The following is a 22,057-nucleotide window of genomic DNA, read 5'->3' on the forward strand; positions in this document are numbered from 1 at the left end:
GGCGAGCTCCCTTCAACGCGGCTCGCTGCCGCATGCAAGCGGCATCGGCAGGCTGCCTTGCGGCGCGAACGACGGATCTGCCGGCGCCGGACGCGATGAGAGATAAGCGGCGACCGCCTTGACGTCGTCCTCGGTGAGAAGGCTTGCGACAATCTGCATGCAGTCCGGGGCCGCCGCGGTGCGGGTGCCGTAGCGCCAGCCGCCGAGTTGGGCGCTGATATAGCTTGCGCGCAAGCCGAGCAGACCGGGAATCGCGGGCTCCATGCCGCCGAAGCTCGGGCCGTGGCAGCTTGCGCAGGGCGGAATGCCGCGCTGCGCATCGCCGTTCTTCACGATCGATTCGCCACGCGCGAGTATAGCGTCGCTGACGGTCGGGATCGCAGGCTCCGGGAATGGCGGCCGCAACGATGCGAAATATTCGGCCATCTTCTTCAGGTAGTCGTCGGGCAGGAATTCCAGGAGATAGTTCATCGGCGGATATTTGCGCCGGCCATCCCTGAAGGCCACGAGCTGATTATAGAGATAGCCCGCCGGCTTGCCGGCAAGACGCGGGAAATAGACGTCGCTCGTGCCCTCGCCTTGCGCACCGTGACAGGACGCGCAGGCCAGCACGCGTGCGGCCATGGTGTCGGGCGCGCGCTCCGGCGTCTGCGCCTGCGCGGGAAGGAATGGCAGCGCGAAAAAGACAAAACACAATCGGATTAGAGAAAAACGACGCGCCACCGTTTCGACTCCACCTCGACCACGGGTGGGAATTTTTGCACATCATGTTGACGGTGGCAACGCAGCTCACGCGCGCTGCGCCGCGTCATCTGCACAACGGAAATTGAGTCTATTTGCGATAGACTTTGTCGGGATCGAACAGGCGATCGGCATCAACGAATGACAGTGCTGTGTCACCGTCGTCATGCGTGACCGCGCGATAGAAGCAGGAGCGGCGGCCGGTATGGCAGGCCGCGCCGGTCTGCTCGACGCGGATCCAGATCGCGTCCTGGTCACAATCCGTTCGCATCTCGATCACACGCTGTGTCTGGCCGGAGCTTTCGCCCTTGCGCCAGAGCGCATTGCGCGAGCGGCTGAAATACCAGGCCTCGCCGCTCGCGATCGTCTTGCGCAGCGCTTCGTCGTTCATATGCGCGACCATCAGTACGTCGCCATTGGCGGCGTCGGTCGCGACGCAGGTCACGAGCCCGGACGCGTCGAATTTGGGCTGGAATGCCAGCCCTTCCTCGCGGTCGTGATCATGTGCTGACACGGGATAAGCCTCGCAATGTTGTGCGAGGTTACCGGGTCGGTCCTCGCACCAGGGACAGGAAACGCTGCTGCTCCGCCGGATTGTCGCGGAACATGCCGGTGAAGCGGCTGGTGAAGGTCGACGCGCCATGCTTGGCGACCCCGCGCACCGACATGCAGGTATGCTCCGCCTCGATCAGGACGGCAACGCCGCGGGGTTTGAGGATCTCGTCGATCGCAGCCGCGATCTGGGCGGTCAGATGCTCCTGCGTCTGCAGCCGGCGGGCAAAGATGTCGGTGAGCCGGGCGAGCTTGGACAGGCCCACCACCCGCTCGACCGGGGTATATGCAATATGTGCCTTGCCGTAGAACGGCATCATGTGGTGCTCGCACTGCGAGGTGAACTCGATGTCGCGAACCAGCACGAAATCGTCGTAGCCGGCGGTCTCGCCAAAGGTGCGGTCGAGCACCTCGGCCGGGCACTGGTGATAGCCCTGGTAAAGCTCGTCAAAGGCCTCGACGACGCGTCGCGGCGTGTCCAGGAGGCCCTCGCGATCCGGATCCTCGCCGATATAGCTCAGCAGCGTCAGAACCGCCTGCTCGGCTTCAGCCCGCGACGGGCGCGGCTGGTCGGCGCGGACGGCGGCGGCAAGGAATTCGGACGGATCGAGCTCGGCCGGCCGGGTTTCGACCACCCGAGTTTCAACCTTTTTGGGCTCGTTGCTCTTGGCAGGGCGGATCGATTTGATTGCAGCGTCCATTCGACGTCTCTCCGTTCGACCGGTCCCCTTTTCGGACCGGGTGTGTCACCGGGCAGACGAGGCGGCCTGATGCCGCCGGACGCCTGGAGTCCCCTGAGCATGATGCCATTTCGTCGAAATGTCATCCTGCTCCATATCTTGTTTGAGCATGATCTCTTCGGAAAACCGGTATCCACTTTTCCGGATCATGCTGTAACACCGGCAGCATAGCATTGGCTTCTGAACTGGCCCGCGCCGGTGGCATGGCCGGACTGTATTTCGGCCGATACCGCCCATATATAGGGCCATGAAACCCTGCCGCCAAGGGCGCCCATGCCCCTCTGCCCACGAGCTTTATTCGCATGCTGAATGACATCTACAACAAGCGGATCATCGAACTGGCCGGGAATATTCCGCGTCTCGGACGCCTTCCCGACCCCGATGCCAGCGCCACCGCGCATTCGAAACTCTGCGGCTCGACCGTGAAGGTCGACCTCAAGATGGACGGCCCCGTCGTCACCGACTTCGCCCATGACGTCAAAGCCTGCGCGCTGGGGCAGGCCTCCTCCTCGATCATGGCAAGTCACGTGGTGGGCTCGACCGCCGATGAACTGCGCGACTTGCGCGAGACCGTGCGCAAGATGCTCAAGGAAAACGGCAAGCCCCCGGAAGACGGCAAATGGGCCGAGATCGCCCTGCTCGAGCCGGTGCGCGACTACAAGGCCCGCCACGCCTCCACCATGCTGACGTTTGATGCCGTGGTTGATGCGATCGGCCAGATCGAGGCGAAGGCCAAGCAGCCGGCGTAGGCCGCGCCCGTCCCCTCCCGTCATTGCGAGCGGAGCGAAGCAATGACGGGGAAAATGACGGCGTCACTTCGCCGGCTGGACCGGGGGCGGCGTGGCGGTGCTGCCGGTGGGAACCAGGGCTTCCGCGGTCTTGGTCGATGTCGACCTCGCGGGGTGTGCCGTCGTCTCGCCGTCAGCCACGCTCGTGGCGAAACGGTCCTGCGTCGCTTTCGACTTCGCCTCCGCGACCGGGACGGTGGCCGCATTGTCCTGCGGCGGCAACACGTCGGCGACCTGCTCGGTGGTGGTGAGATTGGTCAGCCGCAACTCGTCGCGCGACAGTTCGTGCAGTTCTTCCCAGGGGGGAACGCTCAGCGCCAGCGACAACAGGTCGCCTGCGCCGCCCATGTCGAAAGTGTACTTCGCGAGCCGGCCGATATCGCGCTCCACGATCATCATGTCCTGCGCGGTGTAGTTCGCGGCGCGCGCATCGTCGGCGCGGTCGCCCATCCAGATCTGGTGAACGCGGACATGCGCGTCTTCCGGCACGTAACGGGTCTTGCCGGACAACAGCAGGAACACGCACATCGACTCGCAATAGGCTTCCGGCCTGACGCTGGCGCGCTGGCCCTGCGACGTCTGGTTGATGACGGTCATACCGACAGTGGTCAATGCGCCCAGGCCGCGGAAGCGGCGGCCGAGCGTGATGGCGTCGTTGACTGATCCGCCGCTGGAATCGAGCACGATGGTGGCGCCGCCGAGCTGGCGGCCGCGGGCGAACTCATCGAAGTCGCGCGGGCTGTCGGCGGTGATGATGCCGACGGCGGATACCCAGCCCCTGCAATTGGGCTCGCAGGCCACCCAACTGAACCGCATCGGTGTCTTGCGTTGTTCCAGGCTGGCGCCGGCGCGGGCCGAATTGCCCAGCGTCGTGACCGAGCCAGGTAGTGTGATGCAAAAGGCGGCGGCGCCGAGGAGTGCCAGACCGCGAAGACGAAGCGACGTCACGAGCCTCAATTTGGTTCCTTCCCCCAAGCCCTATGGATGAGCGGTGGCAACGGCCCCATCGCAACGTGACAAGATGGTGTCATCGAAGCATTATCAAAACGGTAACCGTACTGACCTGTGCCGTCCATAGGACCTTCGCTGCAGCGCCGCCCGTGCGGTGCGATAGTTGCGAACTGTGGCGTAAATATCTGCAAGAACTAAGTTCCTTGCTTAGGAACCCCCGCAAGACTACGTAAGTTTGCGGTATGACGCCCATGGAACATCGAACGTCACCTCAATTTCAATGCACGGACTGTGCCAATGCAGCACGGCGGCTGCCGCGCAATCTCGGTCGCGCGCTGATCTGGATCTACCGGCATACGCTGTCGCCGCTGGTCGGCTACAACTGCCGGCATCTGCCGACCTGCTCGGTCTATGGCGACGAGGCGATCGAGCGCTTCGGGCTGTGGGCCGGTGGCTGGATGACGCTGGCGCGGCTATTGCGCTGCCATCCCTTCGGCACGTCGGGCATCGACAACGTGCCGGAACAGGCGCCGCCCGGCGCGCGCTGGTATCTGCCGTGGCGCTACGGCCGCTGGCGCGGTGTCAACTCACCGTAGAGGGATCGCCGTCGCCGCCGCGGTGCTTTCACGCCACGCATGCATCGCTGGCGTGCGGGAACTGTGGCGGCAGTGCGGCATTGACTCTTTGCGTCCGCGGGGAGGACACCAATAATGCGCTGGAAAATCAGCCGCCACGGTCATGACCCGCGCCAGATAGATTTGCTGGCGATCATCGCCCTGCTCATTTTGATCGTTTCCGCGTACCTCTATTTCACCCACAAGCCGAACACGCCTGACAACAGCGCCTTCATCGTGCCGAGCCAGAGCGTGCACTGGTGATGCGGCGTGGGTGAATTGGAGCATGATCCGGAAAAGTGGAAACCGGTTTTCCCTCGCGACAAACGCGAAGCGTTTGCGCGGAGATCATGCTCAAACAAAGAGATGAGATCGTGATTCGATTCCGTCTAATCGGATCCATGATCTAGCGCGGCTCACGCAGCCTCGAGCGCCTTGGCAGCTTCGCCGTCGTACACGGGCGTCGCTATCCCGGCCTGTCGGGCTTTGATCTGCAGGGCCAGGATGCGAGAGTAAAATCGCGCGACTCCAACTCCACCGCTGTGAAACCACAACCCTTTCTGTTGCGTGGGCTTCCACATGTTCCGCAGCTCCCCCTGCCACGGGCCGGGATCGCGGCGCGTGCCTGAGCCAAAACCCCACAGCGGGCCGACCCTTTTTGCAGTCTCCGGCGTCAGGATGGGTTCGAACGAGCCGCGCTCGTAGCCGGTTGCGTAGAAGATGATATCAGCGGGAAGTTCGCTCCCGTCGCTGAGAACCACGCTTTCTTCGCGAAGCGCGGTGATGCCGACACCACTTCTCAGCTTTATGCTGCCGTTCGCGACCAGCTCTGATGCACCGACATCGATATAGTAGCCACCGGGATCGCGCAGGACCTGAGGAAACACGCCGCTCTCGTCCTCACCGAAGGTCAATCGAAAGCCGGCGCTCTCCAGTCGCCGGTAGAAGGCCGCGTCTTTCTCCCTCACGTGCTTCACCAGCTTCTGGTGCATGCCCACCACAATGCGCAAGGGGGTTGCGGCGAGCAACAAGTCCGCCAGATCGGTTGCTATACCCTGCGCCTTCGGCTCGCTGCCGTAGAGCCTGGCAAATCCTTCGAGCAACGTCTCCAACCTCATCACGATGGTCGGACTGCGCTGAATCATCGTGACATCAGCGCCATCAGCGAAGAGATCCGCAGCAATATCGTGCGCCGTGGTGCCTGATCCCACCACAACGCACCGGCAGTTCCTGTGATGAGGGTTGCTACGATACAAGCTTGCATGTTGTTGCGGTCCCTTGAACCGCTCCTTGCCGGGTACGTCCGGGATCTTCGGAGTCCCGAATAATCCGGTAGCGAGCACAAGCTGCTCCGGGTTGAGCTCGATCGCGCGGTCGCGGCGTTTGACCTGGAGGCGCCATTTCCCTCGCGCATCATCGTATTCGGCCCCTACGCATTCTGCCCCGGTCATCACGTCGAGTTGCATCACCGACTGATAGGCATCCAACCAGTCGGCGAAGTTCTCCTTCGAGGGATGCAGCGGCCAGTCCTCGGGGTAAGAGAATCCCGGCATCTGATCAAAATATGAGGGAGTGTGCAGCGACAACGCATCGTGGCGATTTCGCCAGGTATCGGACGGTCGTTCGCGGCGATCGATGATCAGCGTCGGGACACCGAGCTTTCGGAGCTGCACGCCCAATCCAAGCCCGCAATGTCCGGCTCCAACAATCACACAGTATGGCTGCGTCGTCGAAGCGGAAATATCGCCGAATCGCTTTTCCTGATGCGCATCTCCGCTATGGCTCATATGGTCAGAGCCCGGCGCTTCTTCGAGGCCTTTCAGCTCCGCCATCGACGTGAGCAATGTCCAGACCTTGCCCTCTCTCAAGCGAATGACTGCTTTGCAGCGAGCGACCTTCGTCTCGAACTCGACGATTCCTTCGACGATGCCATCTTCGAGACGCGCGGGTCTTGTTTGCCGCCATGCCGTGGGTGCCGCACGCGCAAGGCACGTATCCAACATCTGTCGGATTTCGCCATGACCTTCGACAGTGCGCACGTTCCAGGTGAATGCCAGCAGGTCACGCCAGAATGCGTCCGGATGGAACAGGATCAGCAGCGCATCAATGTCTTTCGCCGCTGCAGCGACGTTAAAGAAGCCCAGCCATTTGTTGAATCGGTCGTCGACATCGGCAGCGATCATATCAATCCCTCGGAACTTGAGTGACAGATCACGAACCTGACGAGGCGCGGCTACGAATGGATTACAGGACGCGCGGTCGATCCAGCCAGTGCGTTACGATCGCAACATTCACTTGATGTTGAAGCACGACCGGAGTTCTAGCGCCCAAACCAGAAGAAACCGCCGGGCTGCGAACTGAAGAATGGTGCCGGCTGCCGTGGCGCCCTGGGACGCGGCGGCGGCGCCGGTTTGGGGGCTGGCGCATCCTGGGCCACAGCATCGGCGGTGCCGAAGCCGTCACCCGGCAATTGCACGGCAAGCAGCAGGTTGGTTTCATGTGTGCGCCAGCGATAGCCGATGCCGAAATCGATCGGCTGCGCGCGGTGGAACAGCTCGGCATAGGACTCCTGGTAGCGGCCCGGGAATTCGGCGATCGGGCCGGCATAGCGGCCGAACGGGAAGAAGCGCCAGCGACTCTGGTTGAAATAGACCAGCGGAATCCCGGAATCGTCCTGGATGATGGTGGCGCTGTTCTTGAGGATGAAGTCACGCACAACAGTGAAATTGCCGGCGTGCATGAGATAGGACGCGCTCTTGATCAGGCTGTTGCCGGGCGCAAGCGTCTCGCAGAATTTCAAAAAGCCGCTCGCCTTGACGCCGGAATTGGAGAGATCGGTCGAGAAGTAATAGAGCGTGCGCTCGACGCCATCATTGCCGGCGAAGGTGATGCGTGCGCCGCGCACGGCGCCCTTCCCTGCCCCTTCCGTGCCGACGATGCCGTTCTCGTCGAGCACAACCGGCGCGACGGTGCGGATGGTCTTGCCCGAGCGCGCCAGGAATACATAGAGGATCGGCAAGGTGCCGCTGATCTCGCCCGCGTGCAGGTCGACCTTCATCTTCTTGGTGATGAAGAAGGAGAAGCTCAGGACCGAAGACAGCGAGCGCTCGACATTGTAGAGCGCAGCACCGATGTCGCTGCGCGGCGGCCTTGTCAGATCGGGTACCGAGCCGGTCGGCTCGAGCGCGCTGAGCACATAGGTCGTCGCCTGGGAATAGAAGGCGTCGGCGTAGATGAAGTCGGGCCCGGAGAACATGTAGAACATTGTCGGCCGCGGCGCCGCGAGATTGGCCTCCGCCCAGGCACGGATCTTCGACAACTGGCGCTGCTCGAGCTGCGCAAAGGCCTGGTCGAAGAATCGGGCGTGCTGTTGCCAGGCCGGGTCCCGGGTCAGCGGGACCAGCGGAGAATCCGCTGACGGCATCATCCCGGCAAGGAAGCGCGCGGTATCGTCCACGGTCACGGTGTCGGCGGCACGCGCCGGCAGCGCCGCGAGCATGATGGCGAAAGCGAGCGCGACAACTTTCAATGGCAAGAACATCCTCATTCGCGACCCGATGCTCCGGCAGTCGCCGGACCCGCCGCCCCTTTGCGGAAAACGGCGTAGATCAAAAGGCCGGAAAGCATGATCAAAGTACCAAGCGCCGACTGCAGCGGACGGTCGGTCAACAGATAGTACATCATGAAACCGGTCACGAGCAGGAAAACCGCAGGGGTGACCGGGTATCCCCAGGCGCGGTAAGGCCGCGGCAGGTCGGGACGGGTGATGCGCAGCTTGATCACGGCGAGCACCGTGAAGAACGAGCAGAACAGGAGCGCGAACTGGATGAAGTCGAGCACCGCCTCGAAGCTGCGCGTGAACAGCATCAACGTCGCCACCGCAAGCTGGAACAGGATCGCATAGGCCGGCGCGCCGCTGGTCGAGTGGCGCGCGAAGATCCGCAGCGCGGGGATGTCCTCGCCCATGGTCATCATCACGCGCGGGCCGATCCACATCATCGCGCTGATCGAGGAGATCAGCCCGACACAGATCATGGCGCCGACAATGCGGCCACCGAGCTCGCCGAAGATATAGCTGCCGGAGATCCGGGCGACGTCGATCTGGCCGGCAAGCTGGTCGATCGGCGCGGTGTGCAGGAACACCGCGTTCAGGGCGACATAGAGCACGAGCACGATCAGCGTTCCGGACAGCATCGCACGCGGCAAATTGCGCTCCGGCAGGTGCATCTCGCCGATGATGTAGGTCGCCGCGTTCCAGCCGGAGAACGAATACATCACGAACACCAGGCTGATCGCGAACGGCGCGCTGACGATATGGGAAAGGTCGGCCGAAGTCGGCGCGAACGAGATCGGCTGCGGCGTCGCGATCAAGTATCCGGCGACGAGAAACGCGACGATCAGCACCACCTTCAGGATGGTCGAGACCAATTGGAAGGTCGAGGAGTGCCTGACGCCGGTAAGCTGGATGATCGACACCAGCCACACCACGCCGAGCGCGAGCACAAGCGGCGGCGCGTCCGGCAAGACCGACTTGCCGTATTCGCCGAACGCCATGGCGGCGAGCGCGACCGGCGCGGCGAAGCCGACGGTCGCCGACACCCAGCCGGCGACGAATCCGAACGCCGGGTGATAGGCGCGGCTCAGGAAATTGTACTCGCCGCTCGAGCGCGGAAACATCGCGCCGAGCTCGCCATAGGAAAATACGCCGCACAGCGCGACGATGCCGCCGACGGTCCATAGCAGGAGGATCGAGAAGCCCGACGGGATGTCCTTGACCTGGAAGCCGAGGCTGGTGAAAACGCCGACGCCCACCATGTCGGCGACCACGATGGCCGTGGCCACCAGGACCGAAACGGTCGACCCGCTGCCGGGGAGCGAACCGGACCATGCCGCGCTGCCCGTGTGTGATGCCGCCATATCGGACCGTACCTTCAGCGCCACGCGCTTCGACGATTCCCATCGTGCAGGCGGAAAACGGCCAATTCAAGCAACGTTAACAAGCATCTAACTCTAGCCAAGATTTGGGTATCATAATACCCCATTGTTGCCTTCAAAGGGCCGGCCTTTGTGTAAACACGAGAGGCGACCCACAATCGCGACACGATTGGATGGTCTTCTTGCTACTTCCGGATGGGGAAATTTTCCGGAAGCTTAACGTCACCTAAACACCGGTGCGCTCAGATTCGGCGTTTGCCGGGAGTTCGGGGTAGCGGGTGGATGATCGGGGCAGCGAACCCAACATTCCAGAAGTGTGATCGCGCGGACCGGGCAATGTCCCCGGCCGCGCGATCGCGCTGGCCGAGGTCACCGTGGCGCTGGATCGCGACCGCCTCGCTGCTTCTACCGCTCGCGACCGTGCTGGCTCAATGCGGCAGAGCGCCCAGCGCCTCGGCGCTCGCGGCGAACACGCAAGCGGTTGCGAGCGACACGTTTGTGGATCGCTTCCCAGCACCATCGTTCAAGGAACGCTTCCCGACCGAGCAGGAAAGGCTCGTGCAGCGCCGAGCCGCCGCGCCGACGCCGGCATCCGAGCCGCAGCGTCCCGCGCCGGTCCGGACCGCCTCGCTGACGCCCACGCTCAATCTGCCGAAGCCGAGCGAGCGCGAAGAACTGACCACGCTGGTCAGCATGAGAGCCTCCGCCTTCCCCTATTTCGGCAACAACCCGCGCTCGGATGCGCCGTTCCTCAATGTCACGAACGGCAGCCGCAAGGGCCATCGCAGCTATTCGGGCCGCGTCTATTGGCAGGACGAGACCTACAATGACAGCCGCGTCCTGATGCACGTGCCTGAGAATTTCGACGTCGGTAAGCCGGGCGTGATCGTGGTGTTCTTCCACGGCAATGGCGCAACCCTCGAGCGCGACGTGCGCGACCGCCAATTGGTGCCGCAGCAGATCTCGGACTCCGGCGTCAACGCGGTGCTGCTGGCGCCGCAGATGGCGGTCGATGCCGCCGATTCCAGCGCCGGAAAATTCTGGCAGCCGGGCGGCTTCAAGCGTTTCCTCGACGAATCCACCTCCCACCTCGCCCGCCTCTACGGCGATCCCAAATCGGCGGCAGCCTTCGCCAACATGCCGGTCGTGATCGTCGGCTATAGCGGCGGCTTCCTGCCGACCGCCTGGAGCCTCGATGTCGGTGGCGCAACCGGCCGCGTGCGCGGCGTGGTGCTGCTGGATGCGGTCTATGGCGAACTCGACAAGTTCGCCTCCTGGATCGAGAACAACCGCAGCGGTTTCTTCGTGAGTTCCTACACCCGCTACACCAAGCGGCATGATCAGGAACTGATGACGATGCTCAGGAACAAGGGCATCCGCGTCCGCGAGAGCATGGACGGGCCGTTGCAGCCCGGTAGCGTCGCGTTCGTGCAGACCCCCGACGGCGTCACCCATCGCGATTACGTCACGCTGGCCTGGACCCAGCACCCGGTGAAGGAAGTGCTGGTGAAGATGGCGGGAACCGCACCGCTCGCGCGGATCGCAAGCGCTCCTCCATCGGCCAGCCGCTAGTCTGGCGATCGCAGTTGAGGCGCTGCAGTTGCCCGGCGTGAACTTCAACGCAGTGCTGACGCGGATCAGCGACTGGACCTTATTCCGCCGCCGCCCGGCGGGGCTTTGTCAGCACGATGGTCGCAACCGCGAGCGCGAGGAAAGGGCGCAGACGTAGCCTGCGCCGTGGAACCAGCCGTGCGCGAACAGCACGCCGCCGATCGCGGAACCAATCGCCTGCCCGATATAGAGCACGGAGGTGTTGAGTGATACCGACGCCGATGCAAGCGCCGGCGCCGCCGCAACCAGCCGCACCTGCTGCATCGAATTGGCGGAGGCAAAGCCGAGCCCCCAGATCGCAACCGAGCCGGCCATCAGTGCATAGACGCCCGCGCTCAGCGCCCATCCGGTCACGCCGGTCAGCATCAGCAAGGTGAACAGCACCGATGTCCGATACGGCCCCCAGGAGTCGACGATGCGGGTCGCGATCACGACGCCGATGAAGCCGCAGACACCGTAAAGGCCGAAGACAAGCCCGACGGCATTGCTCCCGGCGCCGGTCAATCCCGTAAGCAGCGGCCCCATGAAGGTGAAGACCACGAATTGGCCCGCCATCTGCAGCGTCGTGATCGCCAGGAGCACGAGCACCATCCGGTTGCGGCCGAGTTCGATCCAGGTCTTCAGATCGACGGGCGCCCCGAGCAATCCGCGCGGCAATCGCCACAACAGCAGCGCGCAGCTCACGCAGCCGACCAGCGCGATGCCGCCATAGGCGACGCGAAAGCCGTAATGGCTTGCGATGAAGGTGATCAGCGGCAATCCGACCGCAGCCGCGAGCGACCAGCCGAGGAAGATATAGGCGATGGCCGAGCCGCGCCGCTCGACCGGCACGATCAGCGCGCCGGTGCCAGCCGCCTGCGGTGTATAGAGCGCGCCGATCGCCAGCATGACGAGGCGAATGACCAGAAGGCTCACGTAATCAGGCGCCAGGGCAGAGGCGAGATTGGTGACCGTGAGCACCGCGAGCGTGACGCCGAGCAAGGTGCGGCGATCGATGCGGCTGGTGAGCCATGCCGTGAGCGGCGAGCCGATGCACAAGACCATCGCACCGAAGGTAATCAGGAGCGCCGCGGCGTGGATCGAGACGTCCAGCGCGCCGGATAGTTCCGGAAGCATCCCCGCCGGCGCCAGCACGGAGCAGCCGGTGACGATATTTCCCAGCATCAGGGAGGTGGGCGCAAAGCGACGTGTGGCGGGCATCATTTTCATGCAAATGCATGTAAACCAGCCGGGCGAGGAAGGAAAGGGCCAGCGGGTGTTTCGATCAGATTGAATCGGCTGCGGGTTGGCTTCACCTCCCCCGCAAGCGGGGAAGGAGCGCAGCTTCATCGCGGTTGCATTTCAATCTGATCGGATCAGGCCGATTCCTCGCCGATTTCTTGATATTGCCGGATTGCGCCGGCCGAATCCCCTGCTATATCGCTGCTTTCCGCTTACCTGCGCTCGTTCGCAGGAGTGAGCCACAGGAGAATGACATGTCCGACGACCACAAGTCCGAGTCCGGATTCCAGTACAGCCTCAGCAACCTCAAACCCGCGCAGCCGGTGGACAAAGTCACCCTCACCTTCCCTGACGGGGCGAAACGCGAATTCCCCAGGAACATCACCGGGCTCGATATCGCCCAGGGCATCTCGCCCTCGCTGGCCAAGCGCACGGTGGCGATGGCGCTGGATGGCGTTCTGTATGACCTCAACGATCCCATCACCGAGGATGCCAAGATCGAGCTGGTCTCGCGCGACGACGCGCGTGCGCTGGAACTGATCCGGCATGATTGCGCCCATGTCCTGGCGGAAGCGGTGCAGTCGCTGTGGCCGGGCACGCAGGTCACGATCGGCCCCGTAATCGAGAACGGCTTCTACTACGATTTCTTCCGCAACGAGCCGTTCACCCCGGAAGATTTTGCCGGCATCGAGAAGAAGATGCGCGAGATCATCGCGCGCGACAAACCCTTCACCAAGGAAGTGTGGTCGCGCGAGAAGACCAAGGAGGTGTTCCGCGACAAGGGCGAGGCGTTCAAGGTCGAACTGGTCGACGCCATTCCCGGTGACGAGCCGATCAAGATCTACTTCCAGGGCGACTGGTTCGATCTCTGCCGCGGCCCACACATGACCTCGACCGGGAAGATCGGCAACGCGTTCAGATTGATGAAGGTCGCCGGCGCCTATTGGCGCGGCGATTCCAACAATCCGATGCTGACCCGCATCTACGGCACGGCATTCGCGACGCAGGACGAACTCGACGCCTACCTGAAGCAGATCGAGGAAGCCGAAAAGCGCGACCATCGCAAGCTCGGCCGCGAGCTCGACCTGTTCCACTTCCAGGAGGAAGGCCCGGGCGTGGTGTTCTGGCACCCGAAGGGCTGGACCATCTTCCAGCAGTTGATCGCCTATATGCGCCGCCGCCTCGCCGGCGACTACCAGGAGGTCAATGCGCCGCAGATCCTCGACAAGGCGTTGTGGGAGACCTCCGGCCATTGGGATTGGTACCGCGAGAACATGTTCGCGGCGCAGTCCGCCGGCGACGAGGCCGAGGACAAGCGCTGGTTCGCGCTGAAGCCGATGAACTGTCCGGGGCATGTGCAGATCTTCAAGCATGGTCTGAAGAGCTATCGCGACCTGCCGCTGCGGCTGGCCGAATTCGGCGTCGTGCACCGCTACGAACCGTCAGGCGCGATGCACGGGCTGATGCGCGTGCGCGGCTTCACGCAGGACGATGCGCATGTGTTCTGCACCGAGGAGCAGCTCGCGGACGAGTGCCTGAAGATCAACGACCTGATCCTCTCGACCTACGGCGATTTCGGCTTCGATGGCGAACTCACCGTCAAGCTCTCGACGAGGCCGGAAAAGCGCGTCGGCACCGACGCGATGTGGGACCATGCCGAACGCGTGATGGCGACCGTGCTGTCGGAGATCAAGGCCAAGGGCAGCAACCGCATCAAGACCGAGATCAATCCGGGCGAAGGCGCGTTCTACGGGCCGAAGTTCGAATATGTGCTGCGCGATGCCATCGGCCGCGACTGGCAGTGCGGCACGACCCAGGTCGACTTCAACCTGCCGGAGCGGTTCGGCGCGTTCTACATCGACCATGACGGCTCGAAGAAGGCGCCGGTGATGGTGCACCGCGCGATCTGCGGCTCGATGGAGCGCTTCATCGGCATCCTGATCGAGCACTATGCCGGCAACTTCCCGCTGTGGCTGGCGCCGGTGCAGGTGGTCGTCACCACCATCACCTCCGAGGCTGACGAATATGCCAAGCAGGTGGTGGCCGCGGCGCGCCGCGCTGGGCTGCGGGTGGAGATCGACCTGCGCAACGAGAAGATCAACTACAAGGTCCGCGAGCATTCGCTGGCGAAGATCCCGGCGCTCCTCGTGGTCGGCAAGAAGGAAGCCGAGACCCACTCGGTCTCGGTGCGACGGTTCGGCAGCGAAGGCCAGACGGTGATGCCGACGGCGGACGCGCTCGCCGCGCTGGTCGACGAGGCGACGCCGCCGGACATCAAGCGGGCGCGGCAGGTCGTTGCATAAGAAAACCTCTAGGCAGCCCTATCTTGTTTGACCTTGATGAGGGACTCGGCAGGAATGCCGAGCCCCTCGTGCAGCCGTCTAATCATGTTGAGCGTTATTTCACGGCGACGGTTGAGCACCTCGTACACCCGGTTTCTGCTGCCGATATAGGGTATCAGGTCGCGCGGCTGCAGCCCGTTTTGCTCCATGTGATACTTGATCGCTTCGACCGGATCCGGAAGATCGAGCGGATAGTGCTTCCGTTCCCATGCCTCCACCAGTGTAACCAGCACGTCAAGCCGATCGCCCTCGGGTGAATTGCGCCGCGCGTTCATCAGGCCTGCGATCTCCTTGAGGACACGGCGATAGTCGCGATTGGATTTGATCGGTGCGATTTCCATGTCTCGTCCTCAAATCGTTTGAGCATCGATGGCATCGTACTGCCGATGCGTCCCAATAAACCGGATATAGACGACACGGTATGGATAGTTGATCCAGACCACGATACGATATTTGTTACCCGCGATATTGAAGACCACGCGGCCATCTTTGAGGACACTGGCGCTGCGGACATCCCGTTTGACGTCTGCGGGCCCCGCCCAATCCGCCTGCCTCACCTGCCTGAACCAGGCCATCAGCGGTTCATGAGCATCGGAGACGTTCGCGCTCCGATTCAGGAAAGTCTTGATCGTGCTGAGCGCTATTATCCTCACCGTATACAATGTATCATGGTCCCAATCTGGGACCAAGAACTTTTCTTCGATCTGCATTCATCGGCTGGCGGGGAGACGCACATTCTTGATAATCCCTCTAAATACCCTTCCCTTCGCGTTCGGGCCGGCCTATTTCAAGGTAAGAACTAACGTTGCTCTTGAGGTAGCCGTAGTGCCCGATGCCATTGAACTCCTGAAGACCCGCCGCTCGGTCAAGCCGCGCGAGATGACGAGGCCCGGCCCCTCGCCTGCCGAGCTCGAGACCATTTTGACGATCGGCGCGCGGGTGCCGGACCACGGCAAGCTCGCGCCCTGGCGCTTCATCGTGTTCGAAGGCGAGGCGCGCAACCGCGCCGGCGACGTGATCGCGAGCGTGTTCGCCAAGAAGAACCCGGGCGCGCCGGCGGCCGACATCGAGGTGGAGAAGCGGCGGCTCACCGATGCGCCGCTGGTGATTGGCATCGTCAGCTTCACCAAGCCGCATCCGAAGGTGCCGCCGTGGGAGCAGGAGCTCTCGGCCGGCGCCAGCGCGATGAACATCCTCACCGCCGCGACCGCGCTCGGCTATGGCGCCTGCTGGCTGACCGGCTGGTTCGTCTTCGACCGCGACGTGCTCGATGGTTTTGGCTTGAAGCCCGACGAGAAGCTCGCAGGCCTGATCCATATCGGCAAGCCAACCAAGCCGAGCGAAGACCGCCCGCGGCCGGCGCTGTCGGATATCGTCACGCGGTTCTAGCGCGGTCTTCCCACCTCCCCCGCTTGCGGGCCCGCAGGCGGGGGAGGCGTAGGCCGCCTTTGGCGGCCGTTCTAAAGATACGCCGAAGCGAAGCTTCGGCTATGGCCAAGCGCCGGGTGAGGGCTCTCTCCACACGGAAAGTCCCATCGCGGAGACACCCTCACCCCAGCCCTCTCCCGCTTGCGGGAGAGGGAGCGCAGTATTCTGCGCGGACGCAGTTCAACCTCTACAGGACATCAGAACGACTTGCGGGTGCAGCCCTTTGGCGGCGGCTCGCCTCGGAAGCGTGCCGCGGTCCATGCCATGAGCGGCGCCTCAAGCTTTGAGCCCGGCTGCACCATGCCGTGGTCCAGCCTCACGAAGGTCCAATATTCGAGCCGCTGGCCGGCGGCGCAGCGCTCCTCGACATAGCCTGCGGTCGCCGCCGGCGGCACCACGTCATCCTCCGCTCCTTGCGCGATCACCACCGGCGCCGCGATCGGGTGGTGGGCGCTGTTCTGCGCGAGCCTTGCCGAAAGCGCCGGGTTGCTGCGTGTGGCCAATGTCGGCCCCTCGAACGTCGCGGTGAGCGCCGCTGCCCGCATTGGCTCCTCCGCTGGGAGGAACCCGCACAGGCCCGCGATCTCGCGCGCGGCGGCAAGCGCCTCGGGACGAACCGCCTGCTCGAAGCTGATGTCGGGATAGAAGCGGCTATAGGACAGCGCGACATACGGCCCGAGCCGCTTGTCGACCCCCTGGTTCATGGCAAGGATGTTCCGCAAGTCTGCGGCCGGCGCGATTGCCGCGACGCCTGCGATCTCGATCTCCGGCGCGTAGCGTGGAGCGATGATGCCGGTCCACAACGCCGAATGCCCGCCCTGCGAATGGCCCCAGACAACGGTGCGCGCATCGAGCGTCAGCTCGGGCATCTGCCGTGCGGCACGTACCGAGTCGAGCGCGGCGCGCCCCTCGCCTTCGCCGATGAGATAGGGATGCGAACCGCCCCTCTCGGCGAATGAGTAGTCGGTGGCGACGATCACCCACCCTGCCCGCACGATCCGATCGAGCGCCGGAATCCCCAATGTCGGGGCCGATATCAGCGACGGCATGCACTTCTGCTGTAGGCCGGTCGTGCCGTGCTCCCAGGCGATCACAGGACGCGGACCTGCGGGCGGATCGATGGGCGCAAACACGGTCGCGACGGCGGTTGCGCGCGTGGCGTCGTTCACCGTGGTCGTATAGAGGATGCGCCAGCCCCGCATGCCGGCCGGCAACCTTACGTCCTGAAGGGGCTCGCTGCGCAGCAGCACGCCCGGCGTATCAGGCACTTGCGCCGGCGGATCATAGAACGCATCGGGCACCCGCACCGTGACGCCGGCAAACATCTCTTGAGCGGAGGCTTCGAGTGGCGTGCCGACAACGCGCGCAAGCAGAAACGACAGCACAGCGAGCCAGATTGCACGACGTCCTGGAGCGATGGTCATGGCCCGCGCCCAATATCGCCGCGAGCCGACAAATTTGCGGCGGAGACGGCCGCGCCGCAGACGGCGTCAGGCCGCCCTCGATGCGCGCCCGGCAAAGCCTGCCAACAGCGTTGCGATTTCGTCCGCCGGCCGCGCTGCGCTGAACAGGAAGCCCTGCACTTCGTTGCAGCCTTCGGCGCGCAGCCAGTCGAGCTGATCAACCGTCTCCACGCCCTCGGCGGTGGTGGTGATGTTCAGGCTGCGGCCGAGGCCGGAGATTGCGCGCACGATCGCCACGCAATCGGTGCGGCGCGCCAGATCCTTGACGAAGGAACGGTCGATCTTGATCTTGTCGAACGGAAAGCTGCGCAGATAGCTCAGGCTGGAATAGCCGGTGCCGAAATCGTCCATGGAGATGCTAACGCCGAGCTCGCGGAGCTGGTGCAGGATCGCGAGATTGGCTTCGGTCTCGGCCAGGAACACGGACTCCGTGATCTCGAGCTCGAGCCGTCGCGGCGACAGACCGGAATGCGCCAGCGCCGAGATCACCGCCTGCACCAGATTGCGGCTGCGGAACTGCACCGGCGACAGGTTGACGGCGACCTTGATCTCGCCGGGCCATTTCATCGCTTCCGAGCAGGCCTCGCGCAGCACCCATTCCCCGAGCGCGACGATCAAGCCGATGTCTTCGGCGACCGGCACGAACTCGGCCGGCGAGATCATGCCCTTCTCCGGATGGCGCCAGCGTAGCAGCGATTCGAACCCGCTGATCTTGTCGGAGGCGATGTCGACCAGCGGCTGGTAGTGCAGCTCGAATTCGCCATTGGCGAAGGCCTGGCGCAGGTCGCGCTCGAGATCCCGGCGCTTCTGCGCCTGGCGGTCCATCTCGTGCTCGAAGAAACGATGCACGCCGCCGCCGTCCGACTTGGCGCGATAGAGCGCCATGTCCGCGTTGCGCATCAATTCTTCCGAGCTGGTGCCGTCGCCCGGCGACAGCGCGATGCCGACGCTCGCGCCGACCACCACCTCGATGCCGTCGATGTCGTAGCGCACGCTCAGCGTCCCGATCAGGCGTTCGGCGAAGTCGCTAGCCTCGTTCGGCGTGACATCAGAGAGCACGATCGCGAATTCATCGCCGCCGAGCCGCGCGGCCAGATTGTCGCCGGTGATGTCGGCCGTGAGCCGCTCCGCAACCTGCTTCAGGAGCCGGTCGCCCATCGCGTGGCCGAAGGAGTCGTTGACGTTCTTGAACAGGTCGAGATCGACGCACAGCACCGCGACGCGCTTGCCGCCGGGCTTGCTCCGCTGCAGCGCCTCGCGCAGGCGGTCCTGGAAGAAATCGCGGTTCGCCAGATTGGTCAGGCCGTCATGGTGGGCCATGTAGGCAATGCGGGCCTCGGCCTTGCGCCGTTCGGTGATATCGACCAGGGCTACGAGGTAACCGTCGCGGCCGTCGAACGAAACGCGGCGGCCGAAGGTCAGCACATGGATCTCGCTGCCATCCGCCTTGATGTGCCGCCAGTCGCGGCTGGAATGGTAGACGTCGCCGATCTCCTGCAGCGCCTTGCTGTGGGAGGCCCATTCGTCCTCCGGCCAGATCTCGCGCAACTTCATGCTCAGGAATTTCTTGCGCGGATAGCCATAATGCTGGACCGCCGCGTCGTTCACGCCGAGGAATTCCATCGTGGCGGCGTCGAACACCCACATCGGCATCGGGTTGTTGTCGAACAGCAGGCGGAACGAGACCTCGCGCCGCTTCAGCGCCGTGACATCGGACAAGGTCAGCGACAGCATGTCGCCGAACGCCGTGACGGCGAGCCGCAGGCAGCGGTCCTCGCTCTCGATCTCGAACTGGGTCCCGCTGGTCGTGCGGACAGTCTCGCGCAGGCGCTCGGTCACATCGGCCGCGCCGAGCAGGTTTCCGCCTGTGCTGAGCCTCTGCCACAACAGCTCGTGCTCGGGCCGCTTCAAAAGCTTCGCCGCACCCTGGTTGAGATAGATGATCTGGAAATCGAACGGTTCGCCGCGCGGATCGCGAATGGCGGCGAGCGACAGCACGCCTTCATCGGTCGCCGCGAAAATCGTATCGAGCAGATTGTACTGAGCGCCGCGCTCGTTGACGTAGGCGCCGATCAGTGTGCCGCCCCAGCGGGAGGAGGTCGGCAGCGCCAGCACGTCATAGGTGCGGACCAGGCCGTCGCGCACGCAATGCGCCGTGGCAAGATAGGGCCGGTCATTGAGGGCCGCGTTGGCGGCGGCTTCGCCGAGCGCGGTCGCGCAATCCGGCGGAAGCTCGTTCAGCGTCATGTCCCAGCGGTCGTCATTCAGCCATTGCTGGATGTAGCGGCCGGGTTGCGAAACGGCGAGCGCGCCGCCCCTTTCCTTGAGCAGGACGATGTGGTCGGCGAGCCTGCCGAGGCTGCCGAGCATCACGTCCTCATAGTGGGGCAACCTGTCGCCCGGACGCAATGCGGCTTGCCACTTGCGCTTGAGCACCGGGACGTCGCCGAACATTTCTGTGTTGAATTTTCCCGACGACTTCTTCGCCGCACTCATGACGCGCCCCGAACCACCAGATCATGGTCCGACGAAGATCGGATCACGACCTCACTTCACATTCGAGCATGATCGCAGCGCAAACGCTCCGCGTTTGTCGCGAGGGAAAACCGGCTTCCCCTGTCCGATTTCATGCTCCAGTCCCCGCCCGCATCCAAATCAGGCTCGCTTAAAGCAATGTAAAGATTGCACGGGCGACGGGACGCCGGCGCCATTATGACAGTTCAAAGTCAGATCTTGGTTAGTGCGCGTTAGAGACTATGACAGTCGCAAACAATTTTACGCGTCCAAGGTGGCGCGCCTGCAGGATGTCGAACAACGGCACCCGCTCCGCTAACCGACCCGAACTTATCGTAGTTCAGCGTGATCGCCCGACACTTCGCGCCGGCTCAGCGCTTTGCCTCATTTGGGCTTATCGCGGAGCCCAATGGGCTTTCTATCCATCGCTGACGAAAGCGTTCCTGCTGCTCTACGGTAGATGGAATAACAGTTTCGTCAGCTTCAAAGATATTGACGATATCTCGTTGTAGAGCCGGAGCGCCCAGACGCATCTTGTACGCCAATATCGCCGGGCCCATCGATTTCTGCATCCCGGACGGATAGACGTTCTCGCTGGCACCGAAGCAATAGAGTAATGCGCCGGTCTTTTCCAGATCCAGCCGGAGCTGTCTTAACGCTTCAAAAAAGTCCTCTTCGGACTCAGCCGTTTTTACTTCGCCACCCTGCTCCAAGGAGATTCTATAAATCTCTTTACCAGCCTCGAAGAGTTCATCTGCAGTGACTCTGGCAGGCAAACGCGATCCATCGGCAAGAATAACAGTGATAGTTCCAGAAAAATATCGCTCCGGTTCCATCGCTGCCTCCTGCGCCCCGCCAGAACAATTGTCTCTGCCGATGCGTGCCTACTCCGCATAACGGAGATTAGGCTCCCCTGAATATCCAAAGTAATCTCGGCCGTGTTGACGTCTAACATCAAGGCTTCGAATTCTAAAGATCGTTCTAAACGAACTGGCGTTCAGCGCGCGATGACTTCGACCTCGCCGTCGACGCCGTTGACGACGTTGAAGGGCCGTTCGAACACCTTGCCCTCGTTCTTGGCGATGGCGCGGTATTCGCCTTCGGAGAGCACGACGCGGGGGAATGCACCGATCGATTCCTTGATGACGTCCCCGCCGGGCGTGATCACCGACCATGCGGTATTCGCCAGCGCCTCGCCGCCTTTCTCACTGACGAGCTTCAGCGTGATCACGGCCGCGCGATGGCTGACGGTGACATCGGTGAGCTTGCCGGCCTGGACGCGGATGTCGGAACGCACCACCGAGTTGGCGTCGCCGTAATTGGAGATGATGTAATAGGTCCCCTCCGGCAATAGCGCGACGTCGCCGGCGGCGACGTTGGGGATCAGGGCATTGCGGTCCGATCCGTCGAACTGGCTGCCCTTGTAGATCGCAAACGAAATCTGGTTCGGCGGAATCTTGCTGGAGCCGACCCGGCCTTCGATCCGCAGGCCGCCCGCCGGCAGGACGAAGGACTGGCGATCGGTCTCCGACTTCAGGCTCACGGCGCGTACGGCGCTGACCAGGCCGAGCGCCACATGGACGACGTAATTGCCCGGCGGCAACACGATGTTGGGCGTGGCGCCGCGGTCCTCACGGATCAGCTTGAAGGTGCCGTTGTCGTCCGGCTTGTCGGCAAAGACCCGCCATACCAGGCCATTGTTGATGACCGGCAGATCCTTGCCATAGCGGGCGGTCAGCGCGAGCACCGCCTGGTTCGCAGTCTGCGCCCCCGGCGGCGGCCCGGCCGGCGGGGCCGTGGCGGTCGAGGGCTGCATGATCGTCGGCTGGGTCAATGGCGCCGGCAGGCTCGGTGCCGATCCCGAACCGGAAGGCGGCGCCAGATTGATCGCGGGCCCGGCATCGGGAACCGCGGCCGGCGGTACCGGGGGCGGCCGCTCACCAAACCATTGCGCCGAAACGGCGCTCGGAACCGCCAAAACCAGGGCTATGGCAAGCCAAATCACCGGGAGAAGCAGCACGCCCCGCCCGCATCGTCCGATGCGATCGCCCCAAACAGTCATGGAACGATGCTTTTCAACGAAAACACGGCAAATTCAAGCCTCCATCGCCCTACGGGTTGCGGTTATGGAACCCAGACCCCCACGTGGCGGTCGCG

19 protein-coding genes and 1 pseudogene are annotated in these 22,057 nt (G+C 63.4%); 6 read left to right on the forward strand and 14 right to left on the reverse strand.

The features are described 5' to 3' along the window. Positions 1–12 precede the first annotated feature (12 nt). The 3 genes from ACZYOF_RS19725 to folE all read right to left on the reverse strand — a co-directional run bounded on the left by ACZYOF_RS19725 (position 13) and on the right by folE (position 1,994). Positions 13–624, reverse strand: a complete 612-nt coding sequence (locus tag ACZYOF_RS19725; RefSeq protein ID WP_463716837.1) for a c-type cytochrome — start codon at positions 622–624, stop codon at positions 13–15. Between the two features lie 208 nt (positions 625–832). Next, a complete protein-coding gene (hisI, locus tag ACZYOF_RS19730; RefSeq protein WP_463716812.1) occupies positions 833–1,255 on the reverse strand; it encodes a phosphoribosyl-AMP cyclohydrolase in 423 nt (140 codons plus the stop codon). A gap of 28 nt (positions 1,256–1,283) precedes the next feature. Next, positions 1,284–1,994, reverse strand: a complete 711-nt coding sequence (folE, locus tag ACZYOF_RS19735) for a GTP cyclohydrolase I FolE (RefSeq protein ID WP_130582043.1) — start codon at positions 1,992–1,994, stop codon at positions 1,284–1,286. A gap of 341 nt (positions 1,995–2,335) precedes the next feature. Here folE and ACZYOF_RS19740 point away from each other — a divergent pair, with 341 nt between their 5' ends. Then, entirely contained in the window at positions 2,336–2,782 is a 447-nt protein-coding gene (locus tag ACZYOF_RS19740; protein WP_130582042.1) for an iron-sulfur cluster assembly scaffold protein, read from the forward strand. Positions 2,783–2,845: 63 nt separating this feature from the next. On the opposite strand, the gene ACZYOF_RS19745 is transcribed toward ACZYOF_RS19740, so the two are convergent. Next, entirely contained in the window at positions 2,846–3,778 is a 933-nt protein-coding gene (locus ACZYOF_RS19745; protein WP_463716813.1) for a COG3904 family protein, read from the reverse strand. Positions 3,779–4,023: 245 nt separating this feature from the next. On the opposite strand from ACZYOF_RS19745, the gene yidD reads away from it, so the two are divergent. Further along, the gene (gene yidD / locus ACZYOF_RS19750) at positions 4,024–4,368 is read left to right on the forward strand and encodes a membrane protein insertion efficiency factor YidD (protein ID WP_463716814.1); all 345 of its coding nucleotides are present in this window, start codon (positions 4,024–4,026) and stop codon (positions 4,366–4,368) included. 114 nt (positions 4,369–4,482) lie between these two features. Continuing rightward, positions 4,483–4,650, forward strand: coding sequence for a hypothetical protein (locus ACZYOF_RS19755; protein WP_165421467.1), 168 nt, complete (start codon positions 4,483–4,485; stop codon positions 4,648–4,650). Between the two features lie 152 nt (positions 4,651–4,802). On the opposite strand, the gene ACZYOF_RS19760 is transcribed toward ACZYOF_RS19755, so the two are convergent. From ACZYOF_RS19760 to ACZYOF_RS19770, 3 genes are all read right to left on the reverse strand, one after another. Continuing rightward, entirely contained in the window at positions 4,803–6,569 is a 1,767-nt protein-coding gene (locus tag ACZYOF_RS19760; RefSeq protein ID WP_463716815.1) for an NAD(P)-binding domain-containing protein, read from the reverse strand. Positions 6,570–6,706: 137 nt separating this feature from the next. Further along, on the reverse strand, positions 6,707–7,927 hold the full coding sequence (locus tag ACZYOF_RS19765) for a hypothetical protein (protein WP_463716838.1): 1,221 nt from the start codon (positions 7,925–7,927) through the stop codon (positions 6,707–6,709). A 2-nt stretch (positions 7,928–7,929) separates the two neighbouring features. After that, positions 7,930–9,303 (reverse strand): APC family permease, encoded by a 1,374-nt coding sequence (locus ACZYOF_RS19770; protein ID WP_463716816.1) that lies wholly within the window; start codon positions 9,301–9,303, stop codon positions 7,930–7,932. A gap of 300 nt (positions 9,304–9,603) precedes the next feature. Between ACZYOF_RS19770 and ACZYOF_RS19775 the strand changes: the two genes are divergently transcribed. Continuing rightward, on the forward strand, positions 9,604–10,893 hold the full coding sequence (locus ACZYOF_RS19775; protein WP_463716817.1) for an alpha/beta hydrolase: 1,290 nt from the start codon (positions 9,604–9,606) through the stop codon (positions 10,891–10,893). A 79-nt stretch (positions 10,894–10,972) separates the two neighbouring features. Here the strand turns inward: ACZYOF_RS19775 and ACZYOF_RS19780 are convergent. Then, a pseudogene (locus ACZYOF_RS19780) lies at positions 10,973–12,135 on the reverse strand (MFS transporter). A gap of 272 nt (positions 12,136–12,407) precedes the next feature. Between ACZYOF_RS19780 and thrS the strand changes: the two are divergent. Further along, a complete protein-coding gene (thrS, locus tag ACZYOF_RS19785; RefSeq protein WP_463716818.1) occupies positions 12,408–14,456 on the forward strand; it encodes a threonine--tRNA ligase in 2,049 nt (682 codons plus the stop codon). 8 nt (positions 14,457–14,464) lie between these two features. Here thrS and ACZYOF_RS19790 read toward each other — a convergent pair whose 3' ends face one another. Both ACZYOF_RS19790 and ACZYOF_RS19795 read right to left on the reverse strand, forming a co-directional pair. Beyond that, positions 14,465–14,836 carry a helix-turn-helix domain-containing protein gene (locus ACZYOF_RS19790; protein ID WP_463716819.1) on the reverse strand — a complete coding sequence of 124 codons (372 nt, stop codon included), beginning with the start codon at positions 14,834–14,836 and terminating at the stop codon, positions 14,465–14,467. 9 nt (positions 14,837–14,845) lie between these two features. Then, entirely contained in the window at positions 14,846–15,205 is a 360-nt protein-coding gene (locus ACZYOF_RS19795) for a type II toxin-antitoxin system HigB family toxin (RefSeq protein ID WP_463716820.1), read from the reverse strand. Between the two features lie 115 nt (positions 15,206–15,320). Between ACZYOF_RS19795 and ACZYOF_RS19800 the strand changes: the two genes are divergently transcribed. Next, complete coding sequence (locus ACZYOF_RS19800) at positions 15,321–15,884, forward strand: nitroreductase family protein (protein WP_463716821.1); 564 nt, start codon at positions 15,321–15,323, stop codon at positions 15,882–15,884. Positions 15,885–16,120: 236 nt separating this feature from the next. Here the strand turns inward: ACZYOF_RS19800 and ACZYOF_RS19805 are convergent, their stop codons facing one another. From ACZYOF_RS19805 to ACZYOF_RS19820, 4 genes are all read right to left on the reverse strand, one after another. Continuing rightward, positions 16,121–17,347: a lipase family protein gene (locus ACZYOF_RS19805; RefSeq protein WP_463716822.1), complete on the reverse strand. Its 1,227-nt coding sequence runs from the start codon at positions 17,345–17,347 to the stop codon at positions 16,121–16,123. A 66-nt stretch (positions 17,348–17,413) separates the two neighbouring features. Further along, complete coding sequence (locus ACZYOF_RS19810) at positions 17,414–19,882, reverse strand: putative bifunctional diguanylate cyclase/phosphodiesterase (protein WP_463716823.1); 2,469 nt, start codon at positions 19,880–19,882, stop codon at positions 17,414–17,416. 389 nt (positions 19,883–20,271) lie between these two features. Further along, positions 20,272–20,736, reverse strand: a complete 465-nt coding sequence (locus ACZYOF_RS19815; protein ID WP_463716824.1) for a hypothetical protein — start codon at positions 20,734–20,736, stop codon at positions 20,272–20,274. Positions 20,737–20,897: 161 nt separating this feature from the next. Further along, on the reverse strand, positions 20,898–21,962 hold the full coding sequence (locus tag ACZYOF_RS19820) for a hypothetical protein (RefSeq protein WP_463716825.1): 1,065 nt from the start codon (positions 21,960–21,962) through the stop codon (positions 20,898–20,900). Positions 21,963–22,057: the final 95 nt, after the last annotated feature.

The sequence above is a fragment of the Bradyrhizobium sp. LeoA1Lang genome (genome assembly GCF_055413685.1).